General features: G+C 76.3%; 21 protein-coding genes. 10 read left to right on the forward strand and 11 right to left on the reverse strand.

Features of this window, described 5'->3' with window-relative positions:
* Positions 1-278 precede the first annotated feature (278 nt).
* Together ACFUEL_RS12435 and ACFUEL_RS12440 are read left to right on the forward strand one after the other, a co-directional pair.
* Positions 279-749: an NUDIX domain-containing protein gene (locus tag ACFUEL_RS12435; protein ID WP_380236089.1), complete on the forward strand. Its 471-nt coding sequence runs from the start codon at positions 279-281 to the stop codon at positions 747-749.
* Positions 750-805: 56 nt separating this feature from the next.
* Positions 806-1,777 (forward strand): CehA/McbA family metallohydrolase, encoded by a 972-nt coding sequence (locus ACFUEL_RS12440; RefSeq protein WP_380236090.1) that lies wholly within the window; start codon positions 806-808, stop codon positions 1,775-1,777.
* Between the two features lie 116 nt (positions 1,778-1,893).
* Here the strand turns inward: ACFUEL_RS12440 and ACFUEL_RS12445 are convergent, their stop codons facing one another.
* Together ACFUEL_RS12445 and ACFUEL_RS12450 are read right to left on the reverse strand one after the other, a co-directional pair.
* A complete protein-coding gene (locus tag ACFUEL_RS12445; RefSeq protein ID WP_380236091.1) occupies positions 1,894-2,334 on the reverse strand; it encodes a GNAT family N-acetyltransferase in 441 nt (146 codons plus the stop codon).
* A gap of 126 nt (positions 2,335-2,460) precedes the next feature.
* The gene (locus ACFUEL_RS12450) at positions 2,461-3,453 is read right to left on the reverse strand and encodes a GlxA family transcriptional regulator (protein WP_380236092.1); all 993 of its coding nucleotides are present in this window, start codon (positions 3,451-3,453) and stop codon (positions 2,461-2,463) included.
* Between the two features lie 53 nt (positions 3,454-3,506).
* Between ACFUEL_RS12450 and ACFUEL_RS12455 the strand changes: the two genes are divergently transcribed.
* Complete coding sequence (locus ACFUEL_RS12455; RefSeq protein WP_380236093.1) at positions 3,507-3,902, forward strand: cupin domain-containing protein; 396 nt, start codon at positions 3,507-3,509, stop codon at positions 3,900-3,902.
* 14 nt (positions 3,903-3,916) lie between these two features.
* On the opposite strand, the gene ACFUEL_RS12460 is transcribed toward ACFUEL_RS12455, so the two are convergent.
* Positions 3,917-5,668, reverse strand: a complete 1,752-nt coding sequence (locus ACFUEL_RS12460; RefSeq protein ID WP_380236094.1) for a cation:proton antiporter — start codon at positions 5,666-5,668, stop codon at positions 3,917-3,919.
* Between the two features lie 269 nt (positions 5,669-5,937).
* Between ACFUEL_RS12460 and ACFUEL_RS12465 the strand changes: the two genes are divergently transcribed.
* Positions 5,938-7,278, forward strand: coding sequence for an NAD(P)/FAD-dependent oxidoreductase (locus ACFUEL_RS12465; protein ID WP_380236095.1), 1,341 nt, complete (start codon positions 5,938-5,940; stop codon positions 7,276-7,278).
* A 227-nt stretch (positions 7,279-7,505) separates the two neighbouring features.
* Here the strand turns inward: ACFUEL_RS12465 and ACFUEL_RS12470 are convergent, their stop codons facing one another.
* Entirely contained in the window at positions 7,506-7,757 is a 252-nt protein-coding gene (locus ACFUEL_RS12470) for a hypothetical protein (RefSeq protein ID WP_380236096.1), read from the reverse strand.
* A 231-nt stretch (positions 7,758-7,988) separates the two neighbouring features.
* Between ACFUEL_RS12470 and ACFUEL_RS12475 the strand changes: the two genes are divergently transcribed.
* Both ACFUEL_RS12475 and ACFUEL_RS12480 read left to right on the forward strand, forming a co-directional pair.
* Entirely contained in the window at positions 7,989-8,627 is a 639-nt protein-coding gene (locus tag ACFUEL_RS12475) for a helix-turn-helix transcriptional regulator (protein ID WP_380236097.1), read from the forward strand.
* Positions 8,628-8,675: 48 nt separating this feature from the next.
* Positions 8,676-9,158 (forward strand): DUF3291 domain-containing protein, encoded by a 483-nt coding sequence (locus ACFUEL_RS12480; RefSeq protein WP_380236098.1) that lies wholly within the window; start codon positions 8,676-8,678, stop codon positions 9,156-9,158.
* A 57-nt stretch (positions 9,159-9,215) separates the two neighbouring features.
* Here the strand turns inward: ACFUEL_RS12480 and ACFUEL_RS12485 are convergent, their stop codons facing one another.
* The 3 genes from ACFUEL_RS12485 to ACFUEL_RS12495 all read right to left on the reverse strand — a co-directional run bounded on the left by ACFUEL_RS12485 (position 9,216) and on the right by ACFUEL_RS12495 (position 13,361).
* Positions 9,216-9,989: a maleylpyruvate isomerase N-terminal domain-containing protein gene (locus ACFUEL_RS12485; RefSeq protein WP_380236099.1), complete on the reverse strand. Its 774-nt coding sequence runs from the start codon at positions 9,987-9,989 to the stop codon at positions 9,216-9,218.
* A 256-nt stretch (positions 9,990-10,245) separates the two neighbouring features.
* Positions 10,246-12,087, reverse strand: coding sequence for a hypothetical protein (locus ACFUEL_RS12490; RefSeq protein ID WP_380236100.1), 1,842 nt, complete (start codon positions 12,085-12,087; stop codon positions 10,246-10,248).
* Between the two features lie 161 nt (positions 12,088-12,248).
* The gene (locus ACFUEL_RS12495) at positions 12,249-13,361 is read right to left on the reverse strand and encodes a serine/threonine-protein kinase (RefSeq protein ID WP_380236101.1); all 1,113 of its coding nucleotides are present in this window, start codon (positions 13,359-13,361) and stop codon (positions 12,249-12,251) included.
* Positions 13,362-13,619: 258 nt separating this feature from the next.
* On the opposite strand from ACFUEL_RS12495, the gene ACFUEL_RS12500 reads away from it, so the two are divergent.
* Positions 13,620-14,087, forward strand: a complete 468-nt coding sequence (locus ACFUEL_RS12500) for a ricin-type beta-trefoil lectin domain protein (protein WP_380236102.1) — start codon at positions 13,620-13,622, stop codon at positions 14,085-14,087.
* An 89-nt stretch (positions 14,088-14,176) separates the two neighbouring features.
* Here ACFUEL_RS12500 and ACFUEL_RS12505 read toward each other — a convergent pair whose 3' ends face one another.
* Entirely contained in the window at positions 14,177-16,423 is a 2,247-nt protein-coding gene (locus ACFUEL_RS12505) for a CRISPR-associated endonuclease Cas3'' (protein WP_380236103.1), read from the reverse strand.
* A 279-nt stretch (positions 16,424-16,702) separates the two neighbouring features.
* Here ACFUEL_RS12505 and ACFUEL_RS12510 point away from each other — a divergent pair, with 279 nt between their 5' ends.
* Positions 16,703-18,049 (forward strand): cryptochrome/photolyase family protein, encoded by a 1,347-nt coding sequence (locus ACFUEL_RS12510; protein WP_380236104.1) that lies wholly within the window; start codon positions 16,703-16,705, stop codon positions 18,047-18,049.
* A gap of 57 nt (positions 18,050-18,106) precedes the next feature.
* On the opposite strand, the gene ACFUEL_RS12515 is transcribed toward ACFUEL_RS12510, so the two are convergent.
* Entirely contained in the window at positions 18,107-19,018 is a 912-nt protein-coding gene (locus tag ACFUEL_RS12515; RefSeq protein WP_380236106.1) for a LysR family transcriptional regulator, read from the reverse strand.
* 83 nt (positions 19,019-19,101) lie between these two features.
* On the opposite strand from ACFUEL_RS12515, the gene ACFUEL_RS12520 reads away from it, so the two are divergent.
* Positions 19,102-20,367, forward strand: a complete 1,266-nt coding sequence (locus tag ACFUEL_RS12520) for an MFS transporter (RefSeq protein ID WP_380236107.1) — start codon at positions 19,102-19,104, stop codon at positions 20,365-20,367.
* A gap of 357 nt (positions 20,368-20,724) precedes the next feature.
* Here the strand turns inward: ACFUEL_RS12520 and ACFUEL_RS12525 are convergent, their stop codons facing one another.
* Entirely contained in the window at positions 20,725-21,513 is a 789-nt protein-coding gene (locus ACFUEL_RS12525) for a VOC family protein (protein ID WP_380236108.1), read from the reverse strand.
* Positions 21,514-21,801: 288 nt separating this feature from the next.
* Here ACFUEL_RS12525 and ACFUEL_RS12530 point away from each other — a divergent pair, with 288 nt between their 5' ends.
* Positions 21,802-22,206 carry an STAS domain-containing protein gene (locus ACFUEL_RS12530; RefSeq protein ID WP_380236110.1) on the forward strand — a complete coding sequence of 135 codons (405 nt, stop codon included), beginning with the start codon at positions 21,802-21,804 and terminating at the stop codon, positions 22,204-22,206.
* Between the two features lie 93 nt (positions 22,207-22,299).
* Here ACFUEL_RS12530 and ACFUEL_RS12535 read toward each other — a convergent pair.
* On the reverse strand, positions 22,300-23,019 hold a 720-nt coding region (locus ACFUEL_RS12535), incomplete at its 5' end, for a CAP domain-containing protein (RefSeq protein WP_380236109.1).

The following is a 23,019-nucleotide window of genomic DNA, read 5'->3' on the forward strand; positions in this document are numbered from 1 at the left end:
GTGCGGGGCCGGTCCGGTCCGGGGCGGAAGCAGGGGCAATTGTGGGCCGCCGCACGCGCCGCGGGTCAAGGCGGCCGGGCGGCGGACGGCCGGGCGGCCGGACGCGGCCCGGGGGCGCTCCGGGGGAACGGCGCAGGTCGGCGCCGCCGGACGGGGCGGGCGGGGAGCCGGGCCGGGCGGGGCCGCGGCCGTGAAACGAACAGGAAGGCAGGGCGTCCGCCGCCGCCGTGCTCCGGTCCTCCGCCGGGAACGGACGGGTGCGCACTACAGTGCACGATATGCCTACCCCGCAATTCATCCTGGACCTGCGCGCACACATCGGCCACGCCCCGCTGTGGCTGTCCGGCATCACCGCCGTGGTGGTCGAGGACGGCCGGATCCTGCTCAACCGCCGCTCGGACACCGGCCGTTGGGCCCTGCTGCACGGCATCGTGGAGCCCGGGGAGCAGCCCGCCGACACCGTGGTGCGCGAGGTGCTGGAGGAGACCGGCGTCACCGTCCTGCCCGAGCGGATCACCAGCGTGCACACGCTGCCCGCCTTCGCCTGCGCCAACGGCGACCAGGTGCAGTACCTGGACGTCGCCTTCCGCTGCCGCCCGCTGTCCGGCGAGGCGGTGGTCAACGACGAGGAGTCCCTCGCGGTCGCCTGGTTCCCGCTGGACGACCTGCCGCCGCTGGCCCCCAACGACACCCTGCTGCTGGAGAAGGCGCTCGCCGACCACCCCGCGCCCTGGTTCGCCGTGGGCTGAAGCGCCGACGGAACTCCCTGCCTCCACAAGGCCGTTGACCCTCCCAGGAGGCGATCATGGACTATCCACCGACCCGGCTGCCCGGACGCGGCCCCGGCTGGTACCGGGGCGACCTGCACGTGCACTCGGTGCACTCGGACGGCGAACTCACCCCCGCCGAACTGGCGGCCGCCGCCCGCGCCGCCGGGCTCGACTTCCTCGCCACCACCGAGCACAACTCGGCCGCCGCGCCCGGGGTCTGGGGCGAGGTGGGCGGCGACGACCTGCTGGTGGTCCTCGGCGAGGAGGTCACCACCGGCACCGGCCACTGGCTGGCGCTCGGCCTGGCCCCCGGCCAACTCGCCGACTGGAGGTACCGGGTGGGCCAGGCGGCCTTCGACGAGGCGCTGCGCGAGGTGCGCGCCGCGGGCGGCCTGTGCGTCGCCGCGCACCCCCACGCGCCGTATCCCAGCGGGGAGTTGACGTACCCGCTGGAGTCCTTCGACGCCGTCGAGGTGTGGAACGGGCAGTGGGCCTCCGACCTGCCGTGGAACGCCGACAACGAGGCCGCGCTCGCCGAGTGGGGCCGCCGCCTCGGCGCGGGCGCCCGCACCGGCCGCCCGCAGCCCGCCGTCGGCAGCAGTGACACCCACCTGCCCGGCCAGCTCGGCATCCCGCACACCGTCGTGCACGCCGAGGAGTTGAGCGTCCCCGCGGTCCTCGCCGCCGTCCGGGCCGGGCGCAGCTGGATCGCCGGATCCGCCGCCGTGCACCTGGAGTTCACCGCCGAGGCGGCCGGCCGCACCGCCGGGATCGGCGAACGGCTGGCCACCGGCGGCCGCCCCGTCGAACTGGCGGTGCGGCTCTCCGGCGTCCCCGACGGCAGCACGGTGCACTTCCGCACCGAACGCGGCAAGGAGCACCGGGCCCCGGCCGACGACCTGGTCCGCTGGAGCACCGACGCCGAGGGGACGGCCTTCGTCCGGGTCGAGGTGCGCGGCCCGGACGGGCGGGCGGTGGCGCTCACCAACCCGGTCCTGCTGGACTGAGCGTCAGTCCGGCACCCGGACGCCCAGCCGCTGCCGGGCGCCGCCGGTGTGCCGGCCGACGGTCCGGCCGTGCCCGGCAACGTGCCGGGTACGTCCGAGAAGCGGTCAGGGGGCCGTCAGGGGGCCGCCAGGTCGCGGCACCAGGCGGCCTCGGCGGCCAGCGAGCCGTCCGCGAGGTACTGGCGGACCTGCGGGGCGGCGGCCAGCGCGTTGGCGGCCTCCGGGACGGGCACCTCGCGGAAGCCGAGGCGCCGCCAGAACGCGCCCGCGTCGGTGGAGAACAGGTAGACCCGGCGGATGCCGCCCGCCGCCGCCTCGGCCAGCACGTCCTCGACCAGCCGGCGGGCGGTGCCGTTGCCGCGCCGGTCCGGCCGGACGGCGACGCTGCGCAGCAGGGCGGCCGGCCCGGCGAGCTCCAGGGCGGCGCTGGCGGTCGGGCCGCTGGCGTCCCGGACGGTCCACAGCAGGGTGCCGGGCTCGTCCAGGCCGTGCGGGTCCAGGCCCTGGGCCCGCAGGAAGGCGGCGAGGTCGTCGAGGTCGGCGGTGGCGGCGGTCATCGGACGGGATCCTTCCGGGAAGGCTTTCGGAAAAGGGGAGCGGCGCTCGGACGCTACCCGAGCGCTGTTACGCGCGGTGGCGCGACACCGTGTCGGCCGGGTGAACCGGCCCGCCGGGCCGGGGCGTCAGCCCGTTCCGGGCCCGAAGCGCCGCCGGTACGCCGACGGGGTGACGCCCGTTTCGCGGCGCATCAGCGCGCGCAGGTTCGTCGCGGTGCCCAGCCCGCTCAGCCGGGCGACCACCGCGAGGCGCGACTCGCCCTGCTCGATCAGCCGGCAGGCCAGGGCGAGCCGCTCCCCGGTCAACCACGCCAGCGGGGTCGTCCCCAGCTCCCGCCGGAAGCGCCGGTGCAGCGTCGCCGGGCTGACCGCCGCCCGCGCCGCGAGGTCCGCGACCGCGAGCGGCGAGTCGAGCCGTTCCTGCGCCCAGGCCAGCACCGGTGCCAGCGATTCGTCGGGCAGGTCGGGCACCGGGCGTTCGACGAACTGCCGCTGGCCGCCGTCCCGGTGGGCCGCGAAGACCAGCCGCCGGCTGACCGAGTTCGCGACCTCGGCGCCATGGTCGCGCCGGACGACGTACAGCCCGAGGTCGAGGGCGGCGGCGCTCCCCGCGGCGGTGAGGACGTCGCCGTCGTCGACGAACAGCACGTCCGGTTCGAGGCGGACGGCGGGGAAGCGGGAGCGGAAGGACTCCGCCCACCGCCAGTGGACCGCGGCCCGGCGCCCGTCCAGGACACCGGCCTCGGCCAGGGTGAAGGCGCCGCTGCAGAAGCCCAGCAGCCGGGCGCCGCGCGCGTGCGCCCGCCGCACGGCGTCCAGGACCGCGGGCCGGCGGGGCACCTCGACATCGGGGCGGTTGGGGACGACCAGGGTGTCCGCCGCGTCGGCCGCCTCCAGGCCGGCGACCCCGCCGAGGGTGAAGAACCCGTCCCGCATCACCACGGAGGGCTCGGGGGAGCAGAGCCGGAAGTCGTAGAGCTCGCGGCCGATCTCGGGTCTGCGTAGACCGAACACCTCGGTCGCGCAACCGAGTTCGAACGGGTTGGAGTTCTCGTCCACGATCACGACCACCCGGTGCGGGCCCGCCGTCCGGGCCGGGTGCGAGGAATCTTTCGCCATGTGCGATTCCTAGCACTCACCCGGCCCCGGCGGGGCGGCCGAGGATGGGGGCCATGAGCGACCAGCCGATCTCCCTCTCCCGGGCCCTGGCCTCCTTCGAGGCACTGTGGAGCCCGCGCATCGTCACGCGCGTCAACGACTACGACGTCCGGATCGCCAAGGTCGAGGGCGAACACGTCTGGCACGTCCACGACCACACCGACGAGTTCTTCCTGGTGCTCGAGGGGGAGCTGCGCATCTCCCTGCGCGAGGCCGGGGGCGAGCGCACGGTCCGGCTCCCGCGGGGAGCGGTCTTCACCGTTCCGGCGGGCACCGAGCACAAGCCGTCCGCGCCGTCCGGCGCCGCGATCCTCCTGTTCGAGCCGACCGGCACCCCGACCGTGGGCGACCGCCACGAGGAGGTCCCCGCCCACGTGGACGCGACGACCGGGCACGCCCTCGGCGACTGAGCGCGGGCGGCCCCTCAGGCCGGGCCCAGGACGATGCGCTCGGTGACCTGGCCGGGGTGGGCGGGCTCGCCGTGGAGGGTGGCGGGGCGGAGGTGGCCGGCCCGGTCGAGGGTGAACAGGAGGTCGTGGCCGGGCGGGAGTTCACCGTCGGCGGGGCGGCGCAGGACCCGGGCGCCGGCGGCGTGCCGGCGGGCCAGCTCGGGGCCGGTCAGCGCGGCCGGCAGGACCATCGCGGCGGGGGTGTCGCCGACCACGTCGGGGCCGGGCGCGGCGGCGGGCAGCCGGAACACCGGCAGGTCGGACTCGGCGTGCAGGACGGCCGCGGCGAGCGCGTTGAACTCGTCCTCGGCGGTCAGCAGGTACACCGCGGTGACGCCCTCCTGCTCGGCGCCCTCGCCGCTCGCGGCGACCAGCAGCTCCCCGTCGGCGAGCTCCAGCCCGGCGGCGGCGATCCGCGCCCGCTGCTCGTCGCGCCCGGCCCACAGCAGCACGTCCAGGCCCGCCGAGCGCAGCACGGTGGCGAGTTCGACCGTCCAGGGCTCGCCGCCGACCAGCAGCGGGCGCGAGCGGGCCGGGCGGGTCACCCGCAGCAGCCGGGCCACCGGGACGGCGGTCAGGCCGTACAGGGTGACGGTGAACACGATCACCAGGAAGGTCGCCGGGAGGATCTTCTCCGCGCCGCCGACGCCCGCCGCGGCCAGCCCGGCGGCGAAGGTCGAGGCGGTGGACGCGGCGACGATGCCGCGCGGCGCCATCCAGCCCAGGAAGGCCCGCTCGCCCTCGGCCAGGTCCGTCCCGGCGGTGGACAGCGCCGCCACCACCGGCCGCACCACCACCACCAGCACCGCGACCAGGGCCAGTGCGGGCAGCAGCACCGGCCGCACCGAGGCCCAGGTCACGGTCGAGGAGATCGACACGAACAGCACGCCGACGACCAGCGACACCAGGGTCTCGAAGAACGTCCGCCGGGCCGGCTGGTCGAACGCGGGCACCGTCGCCACCACCACGCCCATCACGATCGCGGCGATCAGCCCGGTGTCCTCGCGCAGCGCGTCGCACAGCGCCGCGACACCCACCACCGCCGCCAACTGGGCGTTGGTGCCGAGCACTTCGCCCAGCCGCACGCGCACCAGCAGGAACCACAGCACCGCCGCGCCGAGCAGCCCGCCGAGCAGGCCCAGGCCCACGCTGGCGGCGAACTCCAGCATTCCGCTGCCGAACTTCCGGTGCTGCTCGCTCACCAGCGCGTGGTAGACCAGCGCGCCCAGGATGCCGCCGACCGCGTCGATCAGCGAGCCCTCCCACACCAGGATCCGCTGCACCCGCTCGGTGGGGCGGACGAAGTTCAGCAGCGGCCCGACCACCGTCGGGCCGGACACCACCAGGACCGCGCCGAGCATTGCCGCGGCCTGCCCCGAGACGCCCAGCAGCGGCGCGGCCACCAGCGCCGCGGCCGGGGCGGTCAGCAGGACGCCGATCCACACCAGCCGCACCACCGCGTGCCGGGTGTGCCCGGTCAGCTTGCGCAGGTCCAGGCCGAGGCCGGCGTCGTACAGGATGACCGCGACGGCGAGCGAGACCAGCGGGGAGAACGCGTCGCCCAGCAGCCGGTCCGGGTGGACGTCCTCGGTGAGCGCGCCGGCCGCGAAGCCCGCCGGCAGCAGCACGATGATCGCCGGGATGCGCAGCCGGGAGGCCAGCAGCTGGGAGGCGACGGCGAGTACCACGGTCAGGCCGGAGCCGATCAGGATCTGCTCAGAGGTCATCCCGCCATCCCATGCCGCCGACCCTCCCCCCGGCACGCCACGCGCCCGGCGGGTCCCCCGTCCGGCCCAACCCGGCCGGCCCCGGCGGACCCCCGCCCGGCGGCCCGCCCGGGGCGCCCCCCGCGGCCCCGGCCACCGGGGCGAATCGGGCCCTTTGCCCGGGAAACGGCGAAAAACCCACCAGGGCAAGGAAGTTGCCAGGTCGAAGAAGGCGGGCCGAAACACGGACGCCCGGTGACTGCCGGCGCCGCGTCCCTTACTGTACGGGCATGAGTCCTCGGGGGAACGCGGCCGGTGACCGCGGTACGGCAGTGGTGATCGGCGGCGGCCTGGCCGGCTGCCTGGCCGCCTGGGCGCTGCACGGCGTCGCGGACCGGGTCGTGGTGGTCGAACGCGACCGCTACCCCGACGGCGCCGACTTCCGCCCCGGCGTCCCGCAGGCCAAGCACGCCCACCTGCTGCTGGAGGCCGGCCAGCGCGCCATCGACGACCTGCTCCCCGGCGCCCTCGCCGAACTCCTCGCGGCCGGCGCCGCCCGCGTCCCGCTCTCCGGCGGCCTGCGCTGGCTCACCGCCGCCGGCTGGCTCGCCCCGTACGAGAGCGACCTCGCGGTGCTCACCTGCAGCCGCCCGCTGATCGACCACGTGGTGCTGGAGCGCGTCCGCAGCGCGCCGAACATCGAGTTCCGCACCGGCACCGAGGTCACCGGCCTGCTCGGCGACCGGCACGCCGTCACCGGCGTGCGGATCACCGGCCGGGGCAAGGACGGCGAGCAGGAGTCGGAACTGGCGGCCGAACTGGTCGTCGACGCCGCCGGACGCTCCACCCGGGCCGCCAAGTGGTTCTCGCTGATCGGCGCGCCCGTCGTCCCCCGGGAGCGGGTCGACGCCGGCGTCTCCTACGCCACCCGGTTCTACCACCGCCCCGCCGACGCCCCCGCCGACTCCGCGCTCTACCTGCAGAGCCAGGCCCCCGACCGGGGCCGCTTCGGCGTGCTGCTGCCCGTCGAGGGCGACCGCTGGATCGTCGGCACGGGCGGCATGCGCGGCTTCGAACCCTCCATCCAGCCCGAGGAGTTCGAGAAGCAGCTCGGCCTGCTGCGCGACCCCGGCATAGCCGAGGCGATCGCCGGCGCCAAGCCCACCGGCCCGGCCCGCGGCTTCGTCCCCGGCCCGAGCGTGTGGCGGCACTACGAGCGCTCCGCCCCGCACGGCTTCCTCGCCGTCGGCGACGCCTCCTGCACCTTCAACCCGGTCTACGGCCAGGGCATGACCGTCGCCGCCTTCGGCGCCCGCGCCCTGCGCGACGCCGTCCGCAAGCACGGCGGCCTCGGCCACGCCGCCGTCCGCGAGACCCGCGACACCATCGCCGCCGCCACCAAGAACCCCTGGCAGATGGCCGCCGGCGAGGACGTCCGCTTCGCCGGCACCACCGGCGGCCCCTCCGGCCTCCAGGTCCGGGTCCAGCAGCGGATGCTGGACCGGGTGCTGGCCCGCGCCGTCACCGACGCCCGGGTCGCCGCCGCGTTCCACCAGGTGGCCGCCATGGTGGAACCGCCCACCCTGCTGTTCCGTCCCTCCGTGCTGGGACCGGTCCTGTTCGGCGGCTGACCACACGGCCGCCGAGCGCGGGGCCGGGGACGCCGCATGCGCAGGCCGTCAGTGCAGGCCGGTGGGTGAACGCAACGGCTGCGGCAGGGACTTGTACCGGACCTCCCCGCTGGTGGGGCAGTGGGTTCCCGCTGGAGCCCTTCACGAACGGCATCCCCGACGCGTACGGCGAGATCTCCGCGGGGCCGGTGTCCTCCACCAGGGCCGTGGCCCGGACGAACGGCCGGTCACGTCCCGTGGGTGGGGAGCAGCAGGATCCGCTCGGGGTCGTAGCGCCGCCAGGCGGCCGCCGCGGTGGAGCCGATCAGCCGCAGCCGGCACCAGGACTCGCCGCCGGGGGAGTGCCACCAGGCGTTGATCCGGCCCAGGGCCCAGCCGTCCGAGTCGTCGAGCAGCACCTCCACCGGCTGGTAGGCCGGTTGGACGTCCTGCTCCGGCGGGGACCAGGCGGGATCGGTCTGCAGTTGCGGGGGAAGCACCGCGGGCCTCCTTCGAGTCCGGTCGGCGGGGTGACGGGTGCGGGGTGCCCGAACGGCCCGGCTGGTGGCGGTCGGGAACACTCTACAGAGGTGTAGAAACGAATGGGGGGCAATTCGGGCGACACGGCGCAACACAGCCGCCCCGCCGACGCGTTCATGCCGGACCCGGACCCGGACCCGGCCCCGTCGGACGCCGGCGGGCCTCCGCCCCGCCGGACCTAGACTCGACGGATGACTGCTGAGGACTCCTCGATCGAGGCGCTGGGCGCCCTCGCCGACCCGGTGCGCCGCGCCCTCTACCGGCACGTCGTCGACGCGCCGCAGGAGACCGGGCGGGACGCGGCCGCCGCCGCCGCGGGCGTCTCCCGCTCCCTGGCCGCCTTCCACCTGGACAGGCTGGTGGACGCCGGCCTGCTCGCGGTCTCCTACCGCCGCCCGGCCGGCCGCGGCGGCCCCGGCGCGGGACGCCCCGCCAAGCTCTACCGCCGGGCGGACGCCGAGATCGCCGTGGCCCTGCCGCCCCGCGCCTACGGCGAAGCCGGCCGCCTGCTCGCCGAAGTGGTCGAACGGGCCGGCCTCGACCACCAGTTGCAGGACGCCGCCCGCACGGCCGGCGAGGCGGAGCGCCCGTCCGACCTGCCCGCCGCGCTGCGCGAGCGCGGCTACGCGCCGCACCTGGACGGCGGCGTGCTGCGCCTGCGCAACTGCCCCTTCCATGCGCTGGCGGACGAGTTCCCGGCGCTGGTGTGCGGAATGAACCTGGCGCTGCTCCAGGGGCTCGCCGGGGAGGAGTGGGCCCCCGCGATGGATCCGGGCGCGGACGGCTGCTGCGTGTCGCTCACCCGGTGCGAGTCCCCGGCCGAACTCTAAAAACAACAACCATTGACGATAGAAGCCGACCCGGGGCATGCTGACCGCATGACGACCCCTCAGCCCGCCGTGCCCGCCACCGGCCGCCACCTCGCCCAGGTCAACGTCGGCCGCATCGTCGCGCCGCTGGACAGCCCCGAACTCGCCGGATTCGTCAGCCAGTTGGCGGAGATCAACGCACTCGCCGAACGCAGCCCCGGATTCGTCTGGCGGATGGTCGACGAGGCGGGCGCCGACGCGACCGGACTGCGCCCCGACCAGGACGACGACCTGCTCCAGGTCAACTGCTCGGTCTGGGAGTCCGCCGAAGCGCTCCGGGCCTACGTCTACCGCAGCGACCACCTGCGGGTGCTGGCCCGCCGCCGCGAATGGTTCCGTCCCCCCACCGAGGCCCACCAGGCGATGTGGTGGGTCCCGGCCGGCCACCGCCCCACCCTCGCCGAGGCGATGGCCCGCCTCACCACCCTCCGCACCCACGGCCCCGGGCCGGACGCGTTCACCTTCCGCGACCTCACAGGACAGAACATCTAGGGCTCCGGTGCGGTCTCGCGGCCCTGTCGGTTCCGGTCTTCGAACGGCTCCTGGGGCCTAACGCTCCGGGTCCCACTCCGCCATCTGCTCGAAGAGCCCGGTCCTGCCCTCCAGCTTCAGCGAGTCGAGCCCGATGCGGCCGTAGAGGACGAGCACCAGGTCGCTCGCCGTGCTGGTGGCGGAGGCGTCGGCGGCGGGCAGCACGTCAGCTTCGGACGTCCGGGCGGTCCGGGCGCCGTCCTCGCCGACCCAGTAGCGCCAGGAGACGCCCTCGGTGACGTGGTAGTCGACGGCGGCGGTCTCGTGCGGCCACGCCTCCGTGGTGGTGCAGATCGTGACCAGGAACTCCTCGGCACCGTCGACCGCGACCTCGGTGGGCAGCGGCCGCGCGTCGCCGACCGCGAGCTGGGCGTCGTAGGTGTGCACCGCGATCTCGTGCAACTGGCGCCGGGCGGCGGCCCCGCTGGTCAGCGGCGTCTGCGACTTGCCCCACCAGCCCCAGCACGGGCGGTCCGGACCGGCCTCGGTCAGCGCGTCCAGCAGCAACCGGGTCGAATCGGCCAGCCAGACCAGCACGGCCTCGCGCCCCTGCGGCGCGACGGTGTCACCCCGGGGAACGACCTTGCCGGTGGCCTCGGCCCCGGCGGCGATGGTGGCGGCCCAGGCGCGACGGCCCTCACCGATGTGCTGCACCAGGTCGAGCAGCGTCCACCCCGGGCAGGTCGGCACCGGCACGTCGAGGCTGGGTGCGGCGGCGACGGCGGCCCGGAAGGCGGTCGACCGCTCGTCGATCAGACGCAGCAGGTCGGAGAAGTTCAGGGAGTTCTGCACGGCGGATGTCTATCACCGCGTTCCGGTGTTCGACCAGCCATTATTCCGGGCACTCCGACTCGACCCCAGAAGACGGTCAAGCGAGGGGAGCGGGTCGGCGTGATGCACCGTCATGGGCTTTCGGCCGCCGGGCGGGTCGTGCTGTCGCGGTTGCCGCTGATGCCCCGACAGGTCCGGGCGCAGGAGGGGGGAATCGGGCGGGGACGAAACGGCAGGGGTCCGTACCGCGCAGTGGCCCCCGGGGTGGGGTCGGCCTTCAGCCGAGGGGCTTCAGGTGGGTGCCCGAGGCCGTGACCGCCTCCACGGCGGTGGGGCCGGTGCCCGGGTCGTCGAGGGCCAGGGTGCGGGTGGGCGGGGCGGGCAGGTCGAGGCGGCGGGACGGGGTGGTGACGAGCAGGCGGGAGGTGCGGCGGCTGGCGGCGACCAGGAGGTAGGGGGTGCCGTTGGGGGCGCGCCAGCGGTACTGGGCCACGGTGTCCTGCTCGTAGCGGCTGCAGGCCCGCCCGTCGGCGTGCGCCAGCTGTTCGGCGCGGCCGCCGTTCGGGGGCAGCACCGCCGCCGCCGCGCTGCCCGAACCGTCCCAGTGGTCGGCCCGCAGGCAGGCCCAGGCGAGCTCCCCGGCGTTCTGCGGGAGCTTCTGGTCGGCGAACTCCCACAGGTTCAACTGCCTTACCTCCGGCCCGGATTCGGGGATCGCGCAGGCGCCCGCCGCCCACCGGCGCAGGGCCTGCCCGCCGACCGCCTCGCGGGGCGGACGGGCCTGGGCGGAGGCGTCCGGCGGCGGGGTGTAGGTCAGGTGCGCGGGGGTGAGCCCGCCGAGGTCGGCCAGCAGGAAGGCGTGCTGCTCGGCCACCACCGGGTCCGAACGCAGTTGCAGCACCGGCCCGGGGCAGCCCGGCGCGGCCGTCCCCGGCACCGGGTCGGTGACCCCGCCGGGGAAGGCCAGCGGGCGTTCCGCCTCCTCCGGCCGGTCCAGCCGCCGGGTCGCCGCGGACGCGATCCACGGCGCCAGCAGGTACCGCGCCCCGCGCTCGTCGCGCCGCAGCACGACCGCCGCGCCCGCCGTCACGTCGCTGTCCCCGGCGGGCGCCAGCGCCAGCGCCGGGCCCTGCCCCGCGGCCGGGCCCTCGGTGTACCGGGCCAGGTTCCGGCCGTCCGTCAGCAGGACCACCGGGGTGCCGTCCAGCCGCCCCGCGTACAGGAGTTGGGGCACGGCCGCGGGCGGGCCGGTCGGCGGACCGGCGGGCGGTCCGGCCTGCTGCCAGGCGGTGGTGGCGCGGCCGACCAGGGCGCCATCGTCGCGCAGTTCGCCGCGGGCGGGCCAGACGGCGAGGCTCAGCTTCGCGGTGGTGCGCCACAGGTCGTCGGCGCGGCGCTCCGGAACGGCCTTGCCCGGGGCGGGGGCCGAGGTGCCGGTCCTTCCGGTGCCCGGCTGGGGCGAGAGCAGGACGGGCAGAACGGTCGCCGGCAGGGCGACCGCCATCGCCGCGGCCACCACCGCCAGCCGGCGGCGGCGCAGCAGGTCGCCCGGCTGGAGGTGGACCGTGCAGGCGTCGTAGCCGGGCGGGAGGTCGGACCAGCCGGGGGAGTGCGCGGCGTGCAGCAGTTCGGCCCCGGCGCGGGCGGAGTCGGCCGGGGTCTCCACCCCGGCCCAGGCCAGCACCTCGGCGGCCTCGGCCCGGTCCAGGCCGTCCAGCGCCTGGAGGGCGAAACCGGCCCGCGCGGGTGCGGGCAACTCGGCCAGCCTGGCGTCGAGTTCGGCGTCCCCGTCGTCCGGCGGGGTGAACAGCCGCACCCCCCACACCCGGGGGAACACGGCACCGGGCCAGCGCCGCCGACGCAGCGCCCCGCGCAGCACCCGCACCCGGGCCGCCGAGTACCCGTCCTCCCCAGCGGCCCGGCCGCCGAGCACCGGCAGGGCCCGCTGCACCACCGCGTGCGCCGCCACCACCCGGGCGTGCCGCCCCCGGTCGGCGGGCAGCGTCAGGTAGGCCAGACCCACCAGCCGCCGGTAGTGCCGCACCAACACGGCCTCCGCGGAAGCCCGTTGGCCCCCGGCGCCGGTCACCCCGGGCCGCGGCAGCGTCTTGAGATCCATCGGCCCCTCCAAGGCGTCGGGACGGAACCCGGCTACGTCGGACGGACCAACGAGTGGATCATCGGATAGTTGCGCCGCACCTCGCCGGCCCCGGCCGCGACCCCCCGTCGTGGCCCTCGCTGCGGCCCGCGCCGTAGCTCCTGCCGGGTCGCTCGTCGGGCTCAGTCGCAGTAGTGGTTCAGGACGCGCGGCAGGTCCCGGGCCCAGGCGAGGTAGGTCTCCCGGTCGGGGGCGGTGAGCGTGCACTCGTACGGGACGTCGTCGTGGCATTCGACGAGCAGTGTGCAGCGGAGGGCCGAGGGTTGCAGGGTGTGGCTGATGGCGGCGATCTCCTCCCAGGGGAAGTCGATGCCGATCTCCTCGGCGCCGTCCAGGGCGATCCCGATGCCGTGGGCGTCGATCAGGACGGCGCGCCGGTCGTCCTCGGCGCGGAAGGAGGGCGTGAGGTCGTCCTCGGTGGGCGGGGCGAGGAGGGTGGGCGGGTGGGGCGGCAGGGTGCCGGTGGGGCCGGTGAACGCGTCGAGCTGGTGTTCCGGGGTGGGGCGGCGGGCCGGGTCCTTGTCCAGGCAGGCGCCGACGAGGGCGCGCAGGTTCGCGGGGACGGCGGAGAGGTCCGCCGGGGCGTGCACCGAGCGGTAGACCAGGAGTACCGGTGCGCCGGTGCCGAAGGCGGCGCCGCCGGCGGCCGTGACGAGCACCGCGCCGAGGGCGAACACGTCGGCGGCGCCGGTCACTTCGCGTCCCTCGGCCTGCTCGGGTGCCAGGTAGCCGGGCGTGCCGAAGGCGTGGCCGGTGGCGGTCAGCCGGGTGGACTCGGCGGCGCGGGCGATGCCGAAGTCCAGGACCCGGGGGCCGTCCGGTGCCATCACGATGTTGCCCGGTTTCAGGTCCCGGTGGACGAGCCCGCACCCGTGCACCGCCTGCAGGGCCTCCGCCAGGGCCGCGCCGAGCCGGCGCAGCCCGGCCTCGTCCAGCGGGCCCTCGGCGGCGATCAGCCGGCCGAGGGTCGGGCCCGGTACGTACGCGGTGGCCATCCAGGGCGGGTTTCCGTCCGGGTCGGCGTCGACCACCTGGGCGGTGTGGAAGCCGCCGACCCGGCGGGCCGCGGCGACCTCGGCCCGGAACCGGGCGCGGAAGTCCCGGTCCGCGGCGAGCTCCGGCCGGGCCACCTTCACCGCGAGCAGCCGGCCACCGCGCGAACGCGCCAGGTACACCGTGCCCATGCCGCCGGCGCCCAACTCCCGCACCACGGCGTACGAACCGATCCGTTCCACCTGTCCCTCCCCGGGCCCATCATTCCATCCGCCCGCGGCGCGGGGGAGCGGACGCCGCAGGTCCGCCGGCCGCCGCCGACCGGGTGAATACGGTCGCACGGAGTAGTCGTGCGGTCGCCCTCTACTGCTATCAATGGCGGTGCGCCCGACTCTCCGGGCCGCACCCCACAACGACGGTCCGCATGCGAAGCGTGCGCGGCGCGCCTTCGCGTGCCGCGGGCCCGGCCGTGCGACCGGAACGAGAACGGAACCCGCCCGATGGCAACCGCACTCCGCAGGACGACCGCCCTGGCCGCGCTGGCGCTGACCGCCGCGTTCCTGCCCGCCGGACCGGCCGGGGCGGCCGACCCCGCCCCGCACCCCGGCGTCTACTGCCTGGCCAACGCCTGGAGCACCCCGGGCATCGGCACCAAGCCCTGCGAGGCCAAGGACCCGGGCCAGCACTTCACCGTCTCCGGCCGGCAGATCTCGCTCAGCAACGCCCCCGCGTACTGCCTGGCCAACGCCTGGAGCACCCCGGACGTCTCCATCGAGCCCTGTGACCCGCAGGACCTCGGCCAGTACTGGACCGTCTCCGGCCAGCAGATCTCGCTGACCTACGCCCCCGGGTACTGCCTGGCCAACGCCTGGGGCACCCCGGACGTCTCCACCAAGCCCTGCAACACCGGCGACCCGGGCCAGCACTGGGTGGTCTTCGGCGAGCAGATCAGCCTGGCGTACATCTGATCCGCCGGACGGCCCGGCCCCCGCACGGCGACGGGTGCCGGGCCGCTCCCGTTCGACACGCCGTCAGAATGCGCCGTCGGAACGCGCCGTCAGAGCGGGCCGTCGTGCCGGGCGCTGGAGCGCCAGTCGGCGGTGCGGACCAGGGACTCCAGGTGGGCCAGCCGGAACGGGCCCAGGGCCGGGTCGGCCAGCAGGGCCGCCACCAGCGGCGGCCAGGCGCCGTCCGGGCCGAACGGGGCGGCGGGGGAGAGGGCCTGGGACGGGAAGCGCTCGCCGCTGGAGACGGCCACCGCCGGGGTGCGGTCCCCCTCGCGCACGCCGAGCAGGGTCCGCGCGTCCTCGCCGGGCTCGGGCCGGGCCGAGACCCGCACCTGCCCGTGGTGCGCCGCGACCAGGTACGTCACCAGGGACGGGTCCGCGCCGGGCGCGTGCCAGTGCCCGCCGGCCAGCAGCAGGAGCGCGCTGACCAGCTCGTGCCGGAAGTACGGGCGGGCCGAGACCCCGTTGTTCCAGGGCGCCTTGGATTTGGCGAGCAGCCCCTCGGGCGGGTCGCCGCCGCCGTCGCGCAGCTTCGCCTGGAACACCCGGTGGCACTTGCCGAGGTCGTGCAGCCGGGCGGCCAGCGCCACCGCCTCCCGCTGCGCCCCGGTCAGGCCGGGCAGCGCGGCGGTGAGCGCCCGGGCCTCCTCCTCGGTCTCCCGCAGGTGCTGGTCCAGGCCCACCCAGGCCGCGCACCCGGCGGTGGGCGGGGTGCGGCCGGCGAACAGCGGGGCCACCGGCACCCGGCTGTCCGGCCGCCAGCCCAGCCCCGGCAGGTGGCCGCCGCCGGCCGCGTCCAGGGTCAGCACCGCGCCGGCCCGTAGGTCCGCGGCTCCGGCGGGCCGCCACCGGCCGTCGGTGCGGTCCCGCACCCAGCACCCGCCGCCGCCCTCCGCGTCCCGCCCGCCCGCCAGCCGGGCCCGGACCTCGGCGAGCGGCGCCTCGCACTGCTCGGCCCGGCCGGGCTCCGGTTCGTCCTCCGCCGGCCGGCCCGCCGCGCCCCAGTCGCGCCAGGCCACGAAGACCGTCCGCTCCGGCAGCCCGCAGACCCAGGGGGCCGCGCTGGACGGCCCGGCCCCGCGCCCGGTGTCGAACAGCGCCGTCAGCACCGCCCGGTCCAGTCCGGGCACCCTCGCCCCGGGCGCCCCCGGTGCGGGCGGCAGCCGGTCCGGGACCGGGGCCCGGAACAGGTCGGCGGTGCCGACCGCCACCCCCTCGTGCGCCGCCAGCCACCGCTCCCCGTCGACGAAGGCCCCGGTCCTCTCCGGCGGCGGGCACCACAGCAGTTCGCCGCCCTCCGGGTGCTCGCCGTGCCGGTCGCAGCGCCCGGCCCGCTGGACGACGGCGCTCCACCGGTCGAGTTCGGTGAACACCGTGCGGCCGGACAGGTCGGACCCGGCGTCCAGCGCCCGGGTCGCGACCAGGAACCCGTGCGCGGGCAACTCCCGTACCAGGGACCGCCGTTCGGCGGAGCGCAGGTACGGGAGCAGCAGCACCGCGGGCTCGCCGGGGTGCGCGGCGCGCAGCGCGGCGTGCACCTCGCGGGCCCGGGCCGGGGAGTTCAGCACGGCGACGGTCCGGGTGCCGGGGCGGTGCGCCGCGCCCAGCGCCGCCACCAGGTCGGGGACGTACCGGTCCGGGGCCGGGTGCAGCCGCCGGACCAGGCGGGTGCCCGCGGGCGAGACCTCCGGCGCAGGCAGGGCCGCCCCGCCGATCGAGGACATCCGGGTGGTCCCGGTCGGCGCCGTCGTGCCCAGCGCGTCGCGCCACTCCTGCAGCCGCTCCCCGGTGGGCAGGCCGGGCCCCAGCAGGTGCGCCTCGTCGAACACCCAGTGCGCGTCGTTGTTGAGCAGCCCGAACGACACCGGCGCCATCGTCCGGGAGTCGGCGAAGCCGCGCATCAGCGCCCGGCTCAGCAGCACGTCGTGGGTGCCGACCAGGACGGCCGTCCGCTCCGGCCGCCGTCGCCAGCCGCCGTCCTGCCCGTCCGGGCCGGTCAGCAGGTGCAGGTCCACCCGCTCGGCGAGGCCCAGCCGCGCCAGCCAGCCGCCGACCAGGTCGTGCGTCCAGTCCGCCAGGCTGCCCTGCGGCAGCACGTACACCAGCCGCCGCGCCGTCCCCTCCGGCGCGGACACCGTCCGCCGGTACAGCCACGCCAGCACCGCCGCCGCGGTCTTCCCGCCCCCCGACGGCACCCGTACCCACGGCGGCAGCCCGTCCGCCGCGAGCGCCCGCTGGTAGGCGTACGGCCGGTGGCCGGTCGCCGTGCGGAAGAACTCCTCGTACCCCTGCGCCATCCGCGTCCCCCTCCTCGCTCCGCTCGCGCGGACCACCGACTCTATGACCCGGCGCGGACGGGCGGGAGGCGAGCGGTCAGAGCGCGGCCGAGGCGGCCGACGGCGCCCGCCCGGAGCTCCGCAGGCAGCCTGCCGCGCCGCACCCATCCGGTTCGGTCCCGGCTCCGAAGACGACACGGGCGCCCGTCCCCGCCGCGTACCGCCCGGACACCGGAACGTTGACAGATCATCAGATCGCCATGTCGACAGAGCGAAGTTCCCCGCACCGAAAGCAGCACCATGACACTCGCCATCGTCCTGTTCACCCAGGACCTGCGCCTGCACGACAACCCCGCCCTGCACGCCGCCCGCGCCGGCGCCGACCAGGTGGTGCCGCTGTTCGTCAGCGATCCGGCCGTCACCGCCGCCGGCTTCGCCGCCCCCAACCGCACCGCGTTCCTGGCCGGCTGCCTGGCCGACCTCGACGCCAGCCTGCGCCGGGCCGGCGGGCGGCTGCTGGTGCGCGAGGGCGACACCGCCGAACAGGCCGCGAAGCTCGCCGCCGAGACCGGCGCGGCCGCCGTCCACGTCGCCGCCGGGGTCAGCGGGTACGCCCGGCGGCGCGAACAGCGCCTGCGCCGGGCCCTCGGCGACCGGCTCCGGGTGCACGAGGGCTCGCTCACCGCCGTCCCGCCCGGCGCCGTCCGACCCGCCGGACGCGACCACTACGCCGTCTTCACCCCCTACCAGCGGGCCTGGCAGCAGACCCCCCGGCGCACCCCGCTGCCCCCGCCCCGCACCCTGCGCACCCCCGAGGGCCTGCGCGGCGCCCCGCTGCCCGCCGCCACCCCCACCGCCCGCCGCCTTCCCGACCCCGGCGAGAGCGCCGCCCGCCGCGCCTGGCAGCACTGGCGCACCGAGCACTACGCCGACCTGCACGACGACCTCGCCGCCGACGGCACCTCCCACCTCTCCCCGTACCTGCACTTCGGCTGCCTGTCCGCCAACGAACTCGTCCACCTCGCCGAACGGCGCGGCGGCCACGGCGCCGAAGCCTTCGTCCGCCAACTGGTCTGGCGCGACTTCCACCACCAGGTCCTCGCCGCCCGCCCCGACAGCGCCCGCGCCGACTACCGCCCCCGGTACGACCAGTGGCGCGAGGCCCCGGAGGAGTACGCCGCCTGGTGCGCGGGCCGCACCGGCTTCCCGATCGTCGACGCCGGCATGCGGCAACTCGCCGAGACCGGCTGGATGCACAACCGGGCCCGGCTGCTCACCGCCAGCTTCCTCGCCAAGTCCCTCTACCTGGACTGGCGTTCGGGCGCTGCCCACTTCCTGCACCACCTGGTCGACGGCGACCTCGCCAACAACCAGCTCAACTGGCAGTGGGTCGCCGGGACGGGCACCGACACCCGCCCCAACCGCGTCCTCAACCCGCTCACCCAGGCCGACCGGTACGACCCCGACGGCGCCTACGTCCGCCGCTGGGTCCCCGAACTCGCCCACCTCCCCGGCCGCACGATCCACCGCCCCTGGCAGTCCGACCGCCGCCCCGCCGACTACCCCCCGCCCCTGATCGCCCCCGACACCACCGGCCACCGCCTGCGCGCCGCCCGCATCCCCCGGGGCCCGCTGCCGGGCGTCTGACGGCGGCCGACGGCGGCGGCGGGCGGCGCAGGGATCCGCGGGGTGGTCGGCCGGTGCTCACCCGGTTCCGCCGGAGGGGCCGGGGGCCGTCACGAACCGGTCGACCATGCCCAGCAGCGCGCGGACGGCGGCGCTGGGGCGCCGGGCCGCGGCCGTCGCGACCGAGAGGGTCCAGGCCAGGGGGTGGTCCGACACGCTCAGCGTCCTGAGGTCGGGATCGGCCGGCGCGGCGAAGTCGGGCAGCAGCACCACGCCGAAGCCGTGCCGCACGTACTGCGCGCCGGTGGTGATGTCGGTGACCTCCAGGGCGACCTGGCGCTCGAGGCCGGCCGCCGCGAACGCCCGGTCGGCCACGGTGCGGTTGCCGTACCCGGCCGGGAAGTCGATGAACGGTTCGGCCGCCAGCTCGGCCAGCGAGACCTCCCGCGCCCCGGCGAGCGGATGGTCGGCGCGGACGACCGCCACCAGGCGGACCGCGAGCAGGTCGCGGGCGGTGACGCCCGGCGGCGGCCCGCCGGGCAGCAGCAGGAAGGCGACGTCCAGGTCGCCGTCCTGGAGGGCCTTGGCCAGACCGACCGACCCGGTCGGCGACAGGCGCAGGCGGACCGCCACTCCGGGGTGCTCGGCGTGGAAGCGGCCGAGCAGCGCGGGGACGTCGACGGCCGCCACCGACAGCAGCGTCCCGAGGGTGAGGCTGCCCCGGAGCCCGCCGCGGACCTCGTCCACGGCGTCCCGGGCCGCCTGCGCCGCGTCGAGCGTCGCGCGGGCCCGCGGCAGCAGGGCCGCCCCGGCGTCCGTGAGCGCGACCCGCTGGGAGCTGCGTTCCAGCAGCCGGGCGCCGAGTTCGCGTTCCAGGACCCTGATCGCCGCCGAGACCGCGGACTGGACGACGTGCAGCCGTCGGGAGGCGCGGGTGAAGTTGAGCTCCTCGGCGACCGCGACGAAGTACTCCAGGTGGCGCAGTTCCATGGCGGCATTATCGCGGGAAGTGATGGTGGCGAGCACCAGCGATCGTTGGACGCGATCGAACGCCGGTAGCGACACTCGGTGCCATGCCGATCCAGACCCTCCGCCGTCCGCAGCGCCAGCCGCAACGCCGTCCGCAGCGCCGTTCGCAGCGCCGGCCGCGCAGCACCTCCGCACGCCTTCCGCACGGTCCGGGCTTCTGGCTGGTCGCGGCCGCCTTCCTGACCGCGATGGCCTTCTCCGCCGTCCCGACCCCGCTCTACGTCCTCTACCAGCGGCGCGACCACTTCTCGGCGCTCACGGTCTCGGTCGTCTTCGCGTCCTACGCGGTCGGCGTGGCCGTCAGCCTGTTCCTCGCCGGCCACCTCTCCGACCGGCTCGGCCGCCGCCGCGTCCTGGTACCGGCGCTGCTCCTGGAGGCCGCCGCCGCCCAGGTGTTCCTGTTCGCGCCGACGCTGGGCGGCTTGATCGCGGCGCGCCTGCTGACCGGCCTGGGCATCGGCGTGATCACCGCCACCGCCACCGCCCACCTGGGCGAACTCCACGCCGCCGCCCGGCCCGGCGCCCACCGGGCCCGCGCCGACCTGACCGCCACCGCGGCCAACCTCGGCGGGCTCGGCCTCGGACCGCTGGTCTCCGGCCTGCTCGCCCAGTACGTCGACTCGCCGCTGCGCACGCCCTACGTCGTCTTCACCGCGCTGCTGCTGGCCGGCGCGCTCGGGGTCGCGTTCGCGCCGGAAACCGTCGAACCGGCCCCGGGACGCACCCCCTACCGTCCGCAGCGGGTCTCGGTCCCCCGGGACGCCCGCCCCCGGTTCTTCGCCGCGGCGGCCGCCGCCTTCGCCGCCTTCGCGATCCTCGCCCTGTTCGCCTCACTGGCCCCGGGATTCGTCGCGGGCACGATGCACCACCCCTCCCGGGCCCTGGCCGGCCTGGTCGCGCTGATCGCCTTCGGCACGGCGGCCGTCGCGCAGGCACTGCTCGGCCGGGTCCGGGTCAGACGCCAGCTCCTGGTCGGAATGGTCCTGAGCACGGCGGGCCTGGTACCCACCAGCGCGGCCCTGTGGCTGCCGAACCTGCCGCTGTTCCTCGCCGGCGGCGCCGCGGCCGGCGCCGGAGCGGGCATCCTCCTCAAGGGAACGATCACCACCGTCGCCGAGCTCACCACCCCCGCCCGGCGCGGCGAGACCCTCGCGGGCCTCTTCCTCGGCGGCTACCTCGGAGTTGCCGTCCCGGTGCTCGGCCTCGGCGTCGCCACGCTCTACGTCTCCAGCCAGGTCGCCCTGCTGGGCTTCGCCGCAGCGATGCTCGCCCTGGTCATCGCGGCGGGACGCCCGCTCCTGGCGGACTGAGGCCGGGCCCGCCGAGCCGTCCGGGCGGCTGAGGGATCCGCGGAAACGGCGGACCGGCGCTGCCCGCGGGCGTATCGTTGCCGGTCGGCGAGCCCGCTCCCGCGCCGCGGGGATGGCCCCAAGTACGGCGCCCGGTTCCCTTTGCGCTTCGAGCGCTTCCCGCGCCGCGGGGATGGCCCTGCCGTCGGCCAGATGCTCAAAACCGGCCTGGCCCGCTTCCCGCGCCGCGGGGATGGCCCCGTCATCGGGATGACTCCGGCTTAGGTCATGCCCGGTGCCCCGCTGCTGCGGGGACGGCCCCTTCTTCGGGTTGTCGCCGAACCGGCACAGCGGCCCCTCCCGCGCGTGCGGGGCGTCTCACGGGCTCGGTGTCATCAGGACGAAGTCCGCGCCGGACGGGTCGGTGCAGACGGCCATCCGGCCGATGCCCGGGGCGGTTTCGGGGCCCATGACGACGAGGCCGCCGTGGGTGGCGGTGGTGGCGGCGGCCTCGTCGCAGTCGGGGACGGCGAAGACCGGGTGCCAGGAGGGGGTGCCGCGGGAGAGGGTGAGTTCGGCGGGGCCGACCTGGAGGACACCGCCGTGCATGCGTTCGGGGGGCTGGTCGGCGGGGGTGACGATGCTGTAGGTGCCGCTGCCGCCCGGCATGGGGGTGTCCTCGTGGTGCCAGCCGAAGACGGTCTCGTAGAAGGCGAGGGCGCCGGCCGCGTCGGTGGTGTAGAGCTCCGTCCAGCACAGGCCGCCGGGGCCGTCCACGGCGGCCAGGCCGCCCGCCCGTCCCGGGGTCCAGACCGCGAACTGCCCGCCCTGCGGGTCGGTGAACTGGGCGAACGAGGCCCAGTCGGCCTCGTCCCTGGGCTCGACCCGGACGCTGCCGCCCGCGCGCAGGACGGAGGCGGCGGTCTCGTGGACGTCCGGGGTGAAGAAGTAGACCATCCAGGCCGAGCGGGCGCCGCGTTCGGTGAGCGGGCCGATGCCGCCCGCCGTCCGGCCGGCGGCGGTGGCGAGCAGGAAGTCGTCCGCGCCCGGCGGCGGGGTGAACTCCCACCCCAGGACCGGGCCGTAGAACGCGGCGGCGGCCTGGACGTTCGGTGCGCCCAGGTCCAGCCAGCACGGCGAGCCGGGGACGAAATCGGTGGTGATCACGGCGTTTCTCCCTTCGCCGGAACGCTGTTCGGGCGGCTGCGGGGCGGGGCACTCCTTCCAAGCCTGTCACCGGTTCCGGCGGTACCGCCAACCGGAGTAAATCCTGTGCAGATCCTCGGGTTGGGCAGCGAATTCGACCGTCCAACGGTTCACAGCCGTGACATTTCGCGGAAATTACTCCTTCCAGCCGCTAAATCGTCACCTGGAACAGGGTTGCCGCCGGAGGAAACGGGCAGGGGCCGCATACCCCCAGCGACCCCAGAGAAAGGCAACAGAGTGGCACTGAGCGTGAGCTACGGGGAGCGATACGGCTGGACAGTGGTCCAGGTCGCCGGAGAAGTGGACATCAGCGGAGTCGCCGCCCTGCGCGAGCGGCTCCAACGACTGGTCACCGACGGCTGCCTGCGCATGGTGGTCGACATCAGCCGGGTCGACTTCTGCGACTCCACGGGCTTCGCCGTCCTGGTGGCCACCCGTCGCATGCTGGCCTCCCGCGACGGGCAGCTGCGGCTGGTCCTGCCCGGACCCGACGTCCACACCCGCAAGATCCTCCAGCTGTTCGGGATCGAGCGGATCTTCGACGTCCACGACTCCGTGGACGATGCCCTCGCCGACCTGCGCGAGGCCGTACTGACCGGGGAGGCCGACGCCGTCCCCCGCCCACGGGAAGGAACCCGCGCCACCACCGACTGAGCACGCGGCCGGGAGCGCAGGGGCGGGGGGCACCGCCGGGCGGACGGCGCCGTCAGCGGCGACGGCGTCCGTGCCGACGGCGTCAGCGCGGCGTCAGCGCGGCGTACCGAAGTCCTGCGTCCACCAAGGCCCACCGGTGCCCAGGTGGACGCCCACCCCCAGCTCGGTGAACTTGCAGTTCAGGATGTTCGCCCGGTGACCCGGGCTGTTCATCCAGCTGTCCATCACCGCGGCCGCGTCCCGCTGACCGCGCGCGATGTTCTCACCCCACCCGCTCCACGCGTACCCGACGGCGTCGATCCGCTGCTGCGGACCGGCGCCGTCCGGATTGGTGTGGTCGAAGAAGTTCCGCGCCGCCATGTCCTCGGAGTGCCCCAGCGCCGCCGCCGCGAGCTTCGCATTGGCCGCGACCGGTCCGCAACCCGCCTTCGCGCGCTCCGAGTTGACCAGGTCGAGCACCTGCTGCGCCAGGTCCGCGGAACGCTTCTGCGCCGAGGGGGAGGACGGGGACGACGGCGCGGCGGAGGACGGCGCGGGCGCGGGCGGCGCGCTCGACGGCGGGGCGGCCGGGACGGGCGGGGCGGAGGACGCCGGAGCGGGCGAGGGGGAGGCGGCGGGCGCAGCGGCGGACGAAGCGGCCGGGGCAGAAGGGGCGGACACCGCGGAAGCGCCCTCCGCCGGGCCCACCAGCACCGCCGCGGACGGCGGCGGCTGCTCGGCCGCGCCCACCGCGGGCGGCACGTCCGAACCGCCGACCACCACCAGCAGCCCGGCGACCACCGCCACCGCGGCCACCACCCCGCCGCCCAGCAC

Source organism: Kitasatospora sp. NPDC057198, assembly GCF_042670125.1.
Classification (GTDB): domain Bacteria; phylum Actinomycetota; class Actinomycetes; order Streptomycetales; family Streptomycetaceae; genus Kitasatospora.